Genomic DNA, 14,203 nt, shown 5'->3' with positions numbered 1-14,203 from the left:
GTTCATGCATTCTTGGTCAACAACCTGAGAACCAAATAAATGAGCTCTATTTTCAAGTTCACAAGACTTATTCCTTCTTAATTAGCTCTTTTTAGAGGTAATTTCGCATTTTGCTTCCGAGTTCCAAACCCTAATGCGATGGCAGCACCAATACAGCTAGAAAAGCAACCAGCAAACAAATACAATGATGGATCTGACTCACCGATTAAAACGGAAGCTATTCCTCCAATTACCGGGAAAAGTGCAACCATATAGCCACTTTGAGCTCCTCCAATTTTTTCTACAAGCTTCAAATAGAATAACCATGCTACAAATGAAGCAACCAGGGTTAAATATAGCAACACAGATAAGTATGAAAACGATGTTGGAAATATAAATTCTTGTCCTTGAAATAATACAATTACTCCCATCAATATACTGCCCACTGTAAATCCAATGGCATTTGCATAGATAGGATTCACCTTGTGACTTGCATTTCGTGCCGAGCTGGCATCACCTACTGCTGTAAGAAGCGTACCTAAGATCGCAACCATAATTCCTTTTATGTCATTGGACCCTTGAAAGTTGTTCAAATTCGGATAGATGAGAATACATACGCCTAATACACCAAAAATCCCCCCAAACAAAACGCGTGAATGTAACTTTTCTTTTAAAAAAATCCGGAGAGTAATCGGGGTCAAAATCACCTTTAATGAAAAAATCAATGTTACGATTGCTGCAGAACTCAAAATTGTGGCGTAATAAAGGCATAAGTAGCTTAATGCAAAGTTACATACACCAAAAACTATTACAAATGGGATATCTTTTCTTGTTGGCCTCCCTCTTGGTCGAAGGAACCAAACAAGAACCAAAAATAAAAAGGCTGTCATAACTAAACGATAAGTTAAGGATAATTCCAAGCTGACAGGAGTTCCTTGAATTTTTACTGCAATAAAGTTGAGTCCCCATACAATCAAACAAAATATGTACATAAATATTGTCATAAGTTATCTCCCAAATCAAAATTTTTTCTAAATTCATTATTCATTTATACTGTCATTTCTAAAAGGTACAGTTTACAATAAACACAAATGACAGATGAGGTATTTCAATGATGAATGAACTAATATTTAATATCAATCGAGAAAGTAACACTCCTATGTACCAACAAGTTTATCAATACATACGTACCCAGATTTTATCTGGTAAATTAGAAAGGAATACAAAGTTGCCATCGATTAGACAACTTGCTCTCCAATTAGAGGTCAGCAGAAACACAACTCAGGTAGCCTATGAACAATTGCAATCGGAAGGATATATTCGAAGTGAGAACAAAAAGGGATTTTTTGTAGAGGCCACTATATCGGATGAGACGCTTAATTATGAACCCATTAGAGAACAGCATCATGAAAAAAATCAAACTGACATGAAAACTATTGACTTTAAGATTGGGACAGTGGATCAAGAGAACTTCCCTTTGAAAAAATGGAGAATGCTTACAAACAAAATCGTTAAAGACTCTAGCATGTTTTCATACGGAGAAAAACAAGGCGATATTAAATTAAGAAAGGTACTAGCAGATTACTTGTTTCAATCAAGAGGGGTTAATACTTCTGCTGAACAGATTATTATTGGCAGTAGCACACAACACTTGTTATTACTTTTGTCGCTGTTGCTAAAGCAAGACTATCATTATCTGGCAGTAGAAGACCCTGGCTATGATGTGGCAAGGGAACTATTTGCTCTTCAGTCATTTATCATTGATCCGATTCCGGTAAAAGAACAAGGCATTCAAGTCGATCGCCTTTTAAAGTCGCCTTCTAGACTTTTATATGTCACTCCTACTCATCACTTTCCATATGGAGTGACTATCCCCGTCAATGAAAGATTAAAGTTAATTCAATGGGCAAAAAGGGTGGAAGGATATATTATTGAGGATGATTACGATAGTGAATTTCGATACATCCATCAACCTGTACCGTCTCTTCAAAGTTTAGATTCTAATGATAGGGTGGTTTATTTAGGAACTTTTTCAAAAGCACTGCTACCTTCTATCCGTGTCAGTTATATGGTTTTACCTAGGAGGCTAGTAAGTGAATATAAAAAGATACTCCCTTTACTTGAGCAAACATCCTCATCTATTCATCAGCGAACACTGGCGACCTTTATGAATGAAGGATATTGGTACTCACACTTAAGGAAGATGAAAGCTTTGTATAAACGTAAAATGAATCTATTGAATAGGGAATTACTAAAACACTTTAAGAATTATGTTGAAATAAAAGGTGGTAGCTCCGGAATTTTCGTTATTATTGAAGTTAAAACAAAAATGAGTGAAAAAATGCTAATTGAAAGGGCATATGAATACGGAATTGCAGTTTATCCTTGCTCGAAATATTTCTCGAAATGTATACCACAATATCCACATATTCAACTTGGGTTGGGTAATTTATGTGAAGAAAAGATAATAAAAGGAGTATCTCAACTAGCAAAAATTTGGTTGTAATCTTGATTTTTTCCCTAAAAAAGTTTTTTCGTTTTTCCTATTAGAGGTAGCACCACATCGCTATCAAGCTAAGAAAATACAACTACCCCCAGAACGAGATTTTGTGCTAATTCGTAATAAAAAAGCTCATTTTTTCGTTTTGGGTGGATTTGTTTTCTTAAGTTGATGGGCATGGGGCGGTACGCCATTATGATGAAGATGTTCATCCAACTGAACAGTTTGCTCTTTCCCCAGCGCATTGTGTGGGGATTTTTTCATAAAGAAAAGACACTCCAATGAGTGCCTTTTCTTTACTAGTAAGTAAATCAGCAAAAGCAGCTAGCTCCAACTATGATTAATAATATAAAGAGCACAACGACTAAGGCGAATCCACCACCAAAACTACTGCAACTACCTCCAAAGCCCATAACAGTTCCTCCTTTTAGATAAGAGGGGAGAACATTGGGTCATTCTTGTGTTTTAACGGGTTTACATTACTTTATGTTTTATAATGATGAATGAGCAGGTCCTTTAAGAAATAAAGAAAAGACACCATAAGGTGCCTTTCTCCGACTTGAACCACTTTAATTTTAATAATATGTATTGGACTCCCATCCAATTACCATTTTACCATATTTATCTACATTTACTTTTGAGAAATATGATTCAAATCAGTATTTCATTCAAAAACCACTTTTTCGAGTTCTTTTGACTATTCAACTTTTAAATCAATCTCTTTATCCAACATATCACCATTAAATTGTAAAACTAATCCTTTAGCATATTTCGGTACATCGAATACAATTTTTCCTGACGAACTTGAATCTGGATTAAGAGTATCAAATTTAAATGTAGCATTATTCACAGCTTTAAGTGCTAATTGAGCTTCAGTAGAACTGTAATATTCTCTTCCTAGATCATCAATTAATTTAAAGTTTTTGCTATTTAGTGTAATAGGTTCCTCTTGACGATTCATAACGTAGACTTCTAAAGCTTTAAATATGCCCTGTGCTTTTACATCTTCATTACCTATAACATTTAGTGTCGGCTTTTTTCAATTAATGTGCAATAATAGTATGAATATTCATTCTATATAAGGTAAGGACAGAATTCTTTTCATATTTATGATGAAATAAAAGTGAAACTATAAATTCTGAAGGGGTGATTGGTATGAAAATTGCAATAATGGCTGATATTCATGGAAATAAAGATGCCTTACAAGCTGTACTAACAGATATTAATAACCGAGGGATTCAATCTATTTATAATTTGGGGGATAGCTTATATGGTCCTTTATTTCCACTGGAAACCTATGATCTTTTAATGAACCAAAATATTCAAAGTATTAAAGGGAATTGCGATCGAATTTTATTAGAGCCTAATACGTCTAATTTAACAGTTCAATATGTACAGAATTTATTAGAGGATGAGCATAAAACGTGGATTTCTAATTTACCTAATTTCTTACAAACCGATGATTTCTATTTTTGTCATGGAACACCGACAAGTGATGAAATATATTTGTTAGAGGAAATGAACTCTAGTGGATCAGTACTTAAAAAGACAGAAGATATTATGAAATTAGTAAGAGGTATTCCACAAAGGCTTATTTTTTGTGCACATACACATATACCAAGAGTCATTTATCTTCCAAATGATAAAATAATTATTAATCCAGGAAGTGTTGGGCTACCCGCTTATGAAGATGAATTACCAATCTATCATAAAATGGAATCAGGTTCACCATTTGCTAATTATACAATTGTTACAAAACAAGAAAATGATTGGATGATAGAGCAATTACATATTCCTTATAATCAAGATGGAGCAATTAACAAAAGTGAAATAAACGGTCGCTTAGATTGGGCTAGAGCAGTGAAAACAGGAAGAATTTAAAAATAAGAGAACTTTAGCAGAAGATGTGACATGTCGACTTAAAACAAAGTTGTACTGTTTATAAAAAAGTCATGACGTTTTGAAGAAAGTTAAACCGTTTATAAAAAAGATGTACCCAAATTAACTACACTCTGTTATTTCACTAAAGGTGCAGGATAGTTGTGCGAAATGTTTCTAGCTTAAATGGAGAATGGTCACATTACTCTGGTAAAGGCTAGACCGTTTCATCTTGATGAAACGGAAGGATTATATCGAAGAGTCGAATGATAGGGTAACGCCTTGAAAGGCTCTCTCTGCGTCGAATAGCACGACATTGAGTAAGAAGTTTCGTGTTATAAGCTCGGCAAATAGGCGTGAGAATTTACCGTAACAGTATCAGCTGGCGAAAACCTTACCCGAGGGGGCGGTGTAAATTATGATGCTTGAGTTGAACAAATATGGTGAGAATGCAATGCACCTTACAATAAGAAGTGGGGTTTCTGACGAACTTTCTAATGTACGGGTCTAGACCTGTAATACATAGAAATGTGTATCTCACCTTGTGTGAAGTTAGTAGTGGATGAGTAAAACTAGCTAATATGAAAATCCATGATACGTTACAGGCATATGAAGATTAACAGGCTCACAGGAAGCACCTACGTTTGTTCTATAATAGATATAATTCAACGTTGTAAGCTGATAACGTGGAGGGCTTACTCTCTTTGAAGCGTTGAGTTGGAAAGCATTTGTGAGATTAGCGAATGTATAACTTCTCTTTATATCAGTGAAAGTGGTGGCACAGTATCGATGAAATGTCCAATCCACATGGAGGGATAGCCACTAGACTAATGAAGGATTATTTGTTCATGCAAGGCAAATCTTTATCGATTAATAAGGTTTTTGTGAGACTAATAGAGGTTCACCTTTTGCGAAAGGCACCGACTTATTAATACGGAAGAATTGAGGCTCTGAAGATACACAGTATCAGAAGTGTCAATGAGCAAATAAATTTGGATTAGTTGGGGCGCCGTATGCGATGAAAGTGGCACGTACGGTGCTAACGAGGGGAAAAGGGAGCGATAACTTCAAACTCTTACCTATTCGTATGAATAAAAAAATAATATTGAAAATTGGTTATAGGGAGGAGAAATATCCGAATGGTTATTTTATGAAATTAGATAGGCAACACAGATACACCTAATTTTTATTAAGCTGCTAATTTAAAATAGAGGTGATTGTCTTGGATATTGATGTAAAAATTGAACAATTATTTTTAATTGAAGAACATCTTAATGAGCTTTCAGAACTTTTAATAAAGGTTGTAGAAGATGGGGCTTCGATTGGATTTTTACCACCAATGGGAAAAGTAGATGCAGAGAAGTACTGGGAAACCGTTCTTAGCCCCGAAGTGATTTTATTTGTAGCTAAATCAAACAATCAAATTGTTGGAAGTGTACAGTTACAATTATCGACGAAGCAGAATGGAAGCCATAGAGCTGAAATCGCAAAATTAATGACACACCCCAATTATCGACGTAATGGTATTGGTCGTTTACTTATGCAAAGGGCTGAAGAAATAGCAAAACAGAAGGATAGGTCATTATTAGTTCTTGATACAAGAGAAGGAGACCCTTCCAATAAACTATATACTTCATTAGGTTATATTCAAGCTGGGTGGATTCCTAACTATGCGAAATCTGAGAATGGTGAATTAGCTGCTACCATCTTCTACTATAAAAATAACAATTAATCTTCTTAAAACAGAGTTCGTTCGCGATCGTCATTTCGCAAGTTTAGAAGAATTGATTTTAGAATTGAACGACTACGTAAACTGGTGTAACAATATTAGAATCCATGGCAACTGGGTGGAATTTAATTAAGAATGAGTGGTACTACTTTAATAACGAGGGTATTAGCTATAATGGCTGGTTAAGCTATAACGGAAGCTGGTATTACTTTGTTGCTGGAAAGATGCAAACAGGCTGGGTACAAGATAAGGATAATTGGTACTATCTAAATGAAGATGGCACGATGAAAACTGGCTGAATACAAGATAAAGGGAATTGGTATTACTTAGATGAAGATGGACGTATGTCTTTAAAGCTAAAAACTATTAATGAAAAGACATATTACTTTGGTTATGAAGGGGTTATGTCTACAGGATGGATAAGTTTTGGTAAATCCGATGCTGATGCAGTATGGCGTTATTTCATAGAAGATGGTTCTATGGCTACGGATTGGAGAAAAATTGAAGGTAACTGGTATTACTTTGATAACTACTGATATATGGCTACTGGATGGAAGAATATCAATGGAAAATGGTATCAATTTGCCGATAATGGCGTTATGATATAATAAAAGGCCTTTTAAATTGAATATATGACACCAGATATCTATTTTAAGATATTTCTATAATGAGAAAAGACACCTGAGAGGGTGTCTGTTTGGGTGTTATCCCTTCTTATTAATCTAGAAGGAATAATGTTTTTAACGATAATGGGTAGTAAATCTTCTTAAGTTGATGGATGTGGCGAGACCCCTTTATAAATAAAATTTAGATATAAACGTTGAATTTTAAAATTAACCCCTTTGTTTTATATTTATTTTCCAGAATTCCCCTCATTCCTTGAATCGTTTCAGTACTCCTTAAAGGCTTGCTTGCAATGCGAATATCTAGGGATAGAAAAAAATGTTAAAAGGGTTCGAATTCTTTTGTGAGCGCTTACATATTATGATACTATTAAATTGTAATAATAAATTATAATGATAGTTTATTATTACAACTTAATACAGGAAGTATTGGAGTAATGAAGGATGAAGAACGAAACATTATTACAGCAATACTATCCGTTCGTTACATTTCTATCGAAGGTAATGGGAAGAAATTGTGAAGTCGTATTGCACGATTTATCAAGGCCGGAAAGCTCTGTCATTGCTATTGAGAATGGGCATATAACTGGTCATAAGATCGGGGACGCACCTACAAACTTAGTGTTAAAGGTACTTCAAGAAAAAACATATTTAACGCGTGATTTTATCGCTAATTACAAAGCAGTAAATAAGGATGGAAAGGTCTTTCGCTCCTCTAGCTTTTTCATTAAGAATGATAAGAAAGAGTTAGTGGGGATTCTATGTGTAAATGCTGATGTGGCACATTATGCAAAGGTAAAAGAGATGATGGATCAGTTTTTATCATTTTCTGATGAGATGGTTAATCTTGAAGCTAAACAAGCGGAAGAAGAGACACTTGCATTTGAGCAATTGCATGGAAAAGTGGAAGATGTTCTATCTACAATTATTATTCAAACGATGGAAACATTTGACGTGCCTCCGGAGAGGCTGTCAGCGAAAGAAAAGATGAATGTTGTACGTGATTTACATGACCAAGGAACATTTCTATTAAAAGGTAGAGTATGTGAGGTGGCGAAAATGTTAAAAACATCTGAGCCAACTATATACCGTTATTTACAGAAGATTAAAGATGAAAACAATTAATTTTTGCGAAAACTTATTCATCATTTCACATGATGGGTGGTTGAAAGATAGGGGGGCAATTTGTGAACAAGAATAGTATATTACGTGTGTTAGAGAAAGAATTAGTCGTTGCTTTAGGGTGTACAGAGCCAGTGTCGATTGCGTTAGCCGCAGCTACTGCAAGAGATTATATGAAGGGCGACATACAGTCAATTGAAGTACTTGCAAGTACAAATGTCATTAAAAATGCAATGGCGGTTGGTATACCAGGAATGAAGGCTACTGGAATTGACTTTGTTGCTGCTTTAGGGGTGTTAGCAGGAGATAGCAAAAAAGATTTAGAAGTGTTAGCCGGAATCTCAGAAGAAGATGAAGAACAAGCAATCTCTTTAGTAGAAGCGGGGAAAGTGTCTGTAGAATTAGCAGATACGTCTAAAAAGCTATACATTGAAGTGAAGTTTACGACAGACGAGGGATATGCAAGGGCCATTATTCAGGATAATCACACATTTATCGCATTAGTAGAAGCGAATGGGGAGCTTGTTTATAAGAATGGATGTGGAAATACACACTTTGCCACTTCTGAAGAAGAACGTGATGAACTAACGATTCCAGAAATATATGAATTTGTTACGACTGTAGATGTAAAGGAATTGGTACTTGTAAAAAAGAGTATTGAACTGAATCGTAATGTGGCATTAGATGGTTTGTCGAATGAATATGGCTTACAAGTTGGAAAAACATTAAAGGCAAATGTATTGAAAGGAATTTTATCAGATGATTTAACAACTCATGCGATGGCATTAGCAGCTGCTGGTTCAGATGCACGTATGGCCGGTTCGACAATGCCAGTAATGGCTAACTCAGGAAGTGGTAATCAAGGGATTGCCGTAACGATGCCTGTAGTAGCCGCAGGTGAGAAATTAAATGCTTCGGAAGAAGAGCTAATTCGTGCTGTTACGTTAAGTCATTTATTAGCGATTTACATTAAAAATCAGTTTGGACGTTTGTCTGCACTTTGTGGTGTAACAGTTGCTGGTGCAAGTGCATCGGCTGCTATTACGTATTTATTAGGTGGAGATATTGAAAAGATAAAGTATGCAATCCAAAATACACTTGGAAATGTGACAGGGATGATTTGTGACGGAGCAAAAGCAGGATGTGCGATGAAGGTAGCAACTTGTTCAAGTGCAGCTGTACAATCTGCACTGTTAGCCTCACAAGGAATGTGTATCTCTGCTACAGATGGATTTATCGAAGCAGATGTTGATAAAACAATTGAGAACTTTTGCCGATTAGGAAATGAAGGTTCATCGAATATGGATAAGATCATGCTAGAGATGATGATTAATAAAAGAAAATAGTAGTGATGTATCACTGTGGATGTTATTAATAATCAGTAGAGTCCATGTACATCCTACTGAATAAACCATAATCATACAGCAAATATTTCATTTGAAATTGTATTATCCGACCAATCCATCGGTGGAGTAGCAGCTGGTATGAAGGGCCACTACGAAAGAATTTTAAATTAATGTAATAAAAACCGTAGAAATTAATCATTTCTACGGTTTTATGTTTATCTAAATGTAGCTTTGACATAAAGTTTGAGCAAACAGGATTCCTCTTTAGGGGTCACAATACCATGCCCATCAACTTAAGAATATTCACGATCTTAAAAAGTAAAAACGTTATTCTTTCTAAGCAAGCTAGATTATTAGACAGGATACCGTTTTTTGTATTTATAGTTATTAAAATCTCTTAAGTTGATAGTGATATGGTGACCCCTATTATATCTCGCGTATCAAATCGAATACACGTATTGATTTTTCTAAGTTAGAACTTGGACAAGCAGATTTTTATCCAAGTTTCACACATATGGATCGTATTCTATTAGAAGTACTAGATTCACATTCTATTTTATTAGAAGAAAAACAGATCTATTTGCAATTACAAGTTTCTGATACATTGCCTAAGCTCTGGATTATGCCTTGTAAGATAGCACGGGTTATCAGTAATTTGTTACATAATGCAATTCGATATTCTCCAGTGTCTGGAACGATTGAGTTAATTGTAGAGGAAAATAAGTAGAAGCATCACGTTCAATTCATTGTACGTGATGAAGGAGAAGGCATTGCTTATAGTGATCAACTGCGCATATTTGAACGCTTTTTTAGAACAGATTCATCAAGAAGCTCACAATCTGGGGGATCTGGACTTGGATTAGCCATTGCACAATCATTAATTGAAATGCACAAAGGCGAAATTGGTGTACGAGATCGTTCAGGCGCTAAACAGGGGAGTGAATTTTGGTTTACTCTTCCCGTTACATCAGCAAAGAAATAAGATGATTGCAAGACTTTTGTAACATTTATGAAAGCAAATTGAAAGGGATATATAATAAGATGAATAAAGCAAAGTTGATTTTATTTTAACTCAGAAGTAAAAAGTATAAGCAATGTACAGTATAATCTTATGTTTTATAGTTTCATTTACCTCAACAAGTGCAATTAAAACATAGGATTTAAAATTAATTGGCTCAGATGTGCTAGAAAAATAAGCTTGAGCAATCCCTTTCCCCCTTATTTCCGAAATCACTTTGAAAAATGACATGGAATTCATATTCCATGTCATTTTTAGTGTAATGAATAAAATTTTTGTTTTATATATTATTATATTGTTATGTTATTTTGTTACCTCTTACCTATATAAATCCATTTTCATTTTTTTACATATAAGTTTTTGATATGCAGAAGAAGAGATGACTTGAACTCAAGTTCTTTCTTTGTTTTAACCCTCGCATGTGGCAGAAAAAGCTCTCAAACGCGCTCAGATGTCCTGATCCTCTTAAAAAAAGCGGGGTTTTTATGTTGTTCTTCTCCATAAGTACTTCTAATTTATTATATTTTCTCCCACTTATTAATGTTTAATATTTCTATTTATTACAGTTTGCGTAATATAACACAACTGTTGAAAGACTTTTGTAACCTTTATGAAAGGGAGATGAAAGATATTTAAAATAAAATGAATTTCCCGGTGCTTATTATTTTACAGTATTGTGTTTGAGAAATCTAAATCTTACTAAGGAAGGAAAACAAAAATGAAAAAAACATTTAAAATAAGTGGATTTGGAAAAAAAGTGATTCCTGCCACAGCGGCATTAGGTATTCTTTTTTCTGTAGCTCCTGTTGCAGAGAACCAGGCAAGCGCAAAAATAAGTGCGGGGCTTATAGCTAAAGTGCTGGACGTGACCATTACTTCATTAGGAGCAGCGAAAGATATTTATGAAGCAGTTGGCGAAGAGGTGTGGGGGGTGCTGACCTAACTAATTACGCGGGTCCATATGCAGAGAATGTATCTTACAGAGCTCCTAACTTTAAATCAGGGGAATTTAATCTTTCTGTGCATCATACGAAAGATGATGGGAATTTTACTAAATCGATTAAAGTTCTCTATCAAAATGGGAAAAGTGAGATTCACAACTTAAGATTGGGGCAGCAACTTCAGATTACAGAAGCAGGTACAATCGTAGATCTAGAGCCGTATGCAAAATCTGCTGCAGAACACAATCTTCTTTATATTACACAAGCACAATTGGATGAAGGTAGAACTGGCGTTGCGCTTAATCAAGAAATTACCTTATATGTAGAAAAAACATCTGGTCAAAACAGCATTCTTGTTAATGAATTTTACAAGAAAAAATTTGGAGCAAATTCTCTTGACGGTTTTAAAGGGTTAGGAGTGGACCGCTTTTCTTATTTAACAGAAGAACAAAAAAAGTTAGCAACATTGACTTCAAAACCAACAAATAGAGAAACTCTTTCTAATTATGTTACGAATAATCCTGAAGCTCTTGCAGATTTTAATAAACGATCAAGTAATATTTTAGCAGATACCGCTCAAATCCTAGAGACACCTATTACATCGGTATATAGCATACTAAATGATGGTAACCCTTATCAAATTATTCCTTATAAAAAGGGGACAAATAAAGTAATCGTTAAAAAAGGCTCGAAATATCTTTCGGGAAAAGAAGAAAATGCGCTTCAATATTCAGATGTGATTGGTGATGATGAAGTGCTTGAACTGGTCATGATTGACAATAAATCTCATGACAATAAAGTTCAGTTCCATTTGGTAAACAAGAATGGTGTACCTTTAATTGCTGGCCTTAGCTCTCAATTATTCCATAGTCCAGATAGTGGTAATGATGACCTTTCTTTTACTGCAAAAACTAACAATGAAGTTCACAACTGGTTAAAAGAATGGTATCCAGGTAAAAGAAATGAGATACCGAAGTATGAAAAGATAGAGTTCAAAGAGGATAGCAAAGATAGTTCCCTATGGACTGCATATGATTCTGGCAAATTGATAACGAATAATTGGGTGGAAAGAGATGGTTCCCGTTATTATGCAAATTCTTCAGGTGTTCTTTTAAAGGGCTGGAAGGAAATCAACGGGAATATGTATTATTTTAATCCAAATTCTAACCAAATGGTTGTAGGAAATGGTCGAGAGATTGAAGGGAAGTACTACGACTTTAATGATTCAGGTGTTCTGCAACGATCAGCGTGGAGAGATTTGCATTATTCTGATGCTTCTGGAGCGTTCATTAAAGAAGGTCTACGAGAAATCGAAGGTGAAATTTATTATTTCCAAAATTATGTGGCAAATACAAATGAAATACGCCTAGAAGATCAAAATGTTATTCTTCATTTTCTGACAAAGGTGTACTTGAGAAGGCTTCTGATTTGAATGGGAAAGCACTAGATACTATTACTCGTGTTAATCTTGACGGGAAACGACTAGTATTTGAGAGAGACGGCTCTATTAGAAAAACAGGAGTATCTAAAATCTTTTTACCTGGATTTGATACAGAGAAGCAGGCTGCAATCGTATATTACAGCGTAGAAGAAGGGGATTCCTATTCTGGTTGGAAGGAAATTGACGGAAAAAAATACCGCTTTAAAGATGGCATACACTATACTTTAGATGGTCATGAAACCATTGAAGGAAAAAGATATTATTTTAATAATGACGGACAAGCTATGATGACAGGGTTTGAAAAAGCAAATGGTAAGATATACTATTGTGATGATAAAGGCGTAAAGCAGACAGGGTGGCAAGAAATAGATGGTAAATGGTATCGCTTCGATGATTCTGGAGCAGCCAAGATAGGATGGTTCAATGGTGATTATGAAACGCATCATGGTCAATATGGATATTTTAGGTATTATGCTAAAGAGGATGGATCAATTCACCAAAATACCACTGTTCAAATAGATGGTAAAACATGGACGTTTGATGACAAGGGACACAGACGTTAATAATACCAAAAAGTTTATTTTTTACTTATGAAAGAAATCTTACAAAACTGTCATCTTTATGTAAGGTTATTAGATAGTACAACTATTATTTCAATGTAATAATAAAGGTATAAGAAATACATACATAGAAAAAATATAATAGACAGAGGTAATTATAAGATGATTTTAAAACTATCATTTATACTTTTTGGAGTACTCTTAGTATTATGGGGTATATATAGTACTAAAAAATATGAAACATTTTTAGACAAAATCACTGGAATAGGACAATTTTTAGCCGGAATTGCATGTATAATTATAGGGATTTTAAACTTTATAATTAAATAATTTATAATAGACAAAAAAAGATCCTTAATTAGAATCTTTTTTAATACCATAAATGAAAGTGAACTTTTGAATATTAGTTTACATTTACATATCATTATAAACTCCGTGATATAGTGACCCCACTTAGAAACAAGTGATTTTAACAACGTTAGGAGTGTTTCATGCAGCACAATGTCATTTATGTTGTATCGCAAGAAGAAAAATTACATTAGAAAAGAGCCGGAATTCACCCTGTTAAGAGTAAACCAAATCTTTAATATTTAAAGGACGAAAAAAAGAAACATAGAAGTGAAAAACTTCTGTGTTTCTTTTTGATTCATATATTTATTGGAAAATACTTTGAACTTTCAGGCACAGATACTCCTTCTACCCTATTATAGAAGCTATTTTGAACGTAAGGGATTTGTAAGGAATAGGTAAGGAAAAAGAGATTTTCATTGGGTATGATCAAAATATAAAGAAGCATGAAAGGCGGAACAGATATGACTTATATATGAAAAACAAACCAGTTAACAAGAGTGTTTCAAGGAAAAGAAGTAATTTCAGGGGTTAACATACATGTGAAAAAAGAGGGATTTACCGTTTGTTAGGACAGAATAGCGTTTGTAAAAATAATCATTATGAAGATGATTACAAATTTAATGTTGACCTTTTGTCATTGGTAGAGATGATAGCTGTGTGGTTAGTATGAAACAGCAAGCAACCACCTATCCAATATGAATAGAGGAGAGGAATA

9 protein-coding genes and 4 pseudogenes are annotated in these 14,203 nt (G+C 34.4%); 10 read left to right on the top strand and 3 right to left on the bottom strand.

What is annotated here, in order from left to right:
- Positions 1-77 precede the first annotated feature (77 nt).
- A complete protein-coding gene (locus C564_RS0105385; RefSeq protein WP_018764673.1) occupies positions 78-983 on the bottom strand; it encodes a DMT family transporter in 906 nt (301 codons plus the stop codon).
- A gap of 110 nt (positions 984-1,093) precedes the next feature.
- Here C564_RS0105385 and pdxR point away from each other — a divergent pair, with 110 nt between their 5' ends.
- Positions 1,094-2,485, top strand: coding sequence for a MocR-like pyridoxine biosynthesis transcription factor PdxR (gene pdxR / locus C564_RS0105380; protein ID WP_026008472.1), 1,392 nt, complete (start codon positions 1,094-1,096; stop codon positions 2,483-2,485).
- Between the two features lie 305 nt (positions 2,486-2,790).
- On the opposite strand, the gene C564_RS34410 is transcribed toward pdxR, so the two are convergent.
- Both C564_RS34410 and C564_RS31725 read right to left on the bottom strand, forming a co-directional pair.
- A complete protein-coding gene (locus tag C564_RS34410; protein ID WP_018764670.1) occupies positions 2,791-2,892 on the bottom strand; it encodes a YjcZ family sporulation protein in 102 nt (33 codons plus the stop codon).
- Positions 2,893-3,176: 284 nt separating this feature from the next.
- On the bottom strand, positions 3,177-3,497 hold the full coding sequence (locus tag C564_RS31725) for a DUF4352 domain-containing protein (protein ID WP_081621447.1): 321 nt from the start codon (positions 3,495-3,497) through the stop codon (positions 3,177-3,179).
- 137 nt (positions 3,498-3,634) lie between these two features.
- Between C564_RS31725 and C564_RS0105360 the strand changes: the two genes are divergently transcribed.
- The 9 genes and pseudogenes from C564_RS0105360 to C564_RS38380 all read left to right on the top strand — a co-directional run.
- Positions 3,635-4,360, top strand: a complete 726-nt coding sequence (locus C564_RS0105360) for a metallophosphoesterase family protein (RefSeq protein ID WP_018764668.1) — start codon at positions 3,635-3,637, stop codon at positions 4,358-4,360.
- Positions 4,361-5,579: 1,219 nt separating this feature from the next.
- The gene (locus C564_RS0105345; RefSeq protein ID WP_018764665.1) at positions 5,580-6,089 is read left to right on the top strand and encodes a GNAT family N-acetyltransferase; all 510 of its coding nucleotides are present in this window, start codon (positions 5,580-5,582) and stop codon (positions 6,087-6,089) included.
- On the top strand, positions 6,055-6,219 hold the full coding sequence (locus C564_RS34405) for an IS3 family transposase (RefSeq protein WP_081621452.1): 165 nt from the start codon (positions 6,055-6,057) through the stop codon (positions 6,217-6,219). Before C564_RS0105345 ends, C564_RS34405 begins: the two co-directional genes overlap by 35 nt.
- Positions 6,170-6,694, top strand: a pseudogene (locus C564_RS38385) (glucan-binding protein); the annotation flags it as partial. The gene C564_RS34405 and the pseudogene C564_RS38385, both read left to right, overlap by 50 nt.
- A 459-nt stretch (positions 6,695-7,153) precedes the next feature.
- Complete coding sequence (locus C564_RS0105330; protein WP_018764662.1) at positions 7,154-7,834, top strand: helix-turn-helix transcriptional regulator; 681 nt, start codon at positions 7,154-7,156, stop codon at positions 7,832-7,834.
- A gap of 62 nt (positions 7,835-7,896) precedes the next feature.
- Entirely contained in the window at positions 7,897-9,177 is a 1,281-nt protein-coding gene (locus tag C564_RS0105320; RefSeq protein ID WP_018764660.1) for an L-cysteine desulfidase family protein, read from the top strand.
- Between the two features lie 448 nt (positions 9,178-9,625).
- Positions 9,626-10,159, top strand: a pseudogene (locus tag C564_RS34400) (sensor histidine kinase); the annotation flags it as partial.
- A gap of 754 nt (positions 10,160-10,913) precedes the next feature.
- Positions 10,914-13,140, top strand: a pseudogene (locus tag C564_RS33305) (N-acetylmuramoyl-L-alanine amidase family protein).
- Positions 13,141-13,985: 845 nt separating this feature from the next.
- Positions 13,986-14,111, top strand: a pseudogene (locus tag C564_RS38380) (ABC transporter ATP-binding protein); the annotation flags it as partial.
- Positions 14,112-14,203: the final 92 nt, after the last annotated feature.

Origin of the sequence: Bacillus sp. 105MF, from assembly GCF_000374885.1 — a bacterium.
GTDB lineage: Bacteria > Bacillota > Bacilli > Bacillales > Bacillaceae_G > Bacillus_A > Bacillus_A pseudomycoides.
The sequence above is the reverse complement of the archived record's forward strand: the minus strand, read 5'-3'. Positions and strand labels throughout refer to the sequence as shown.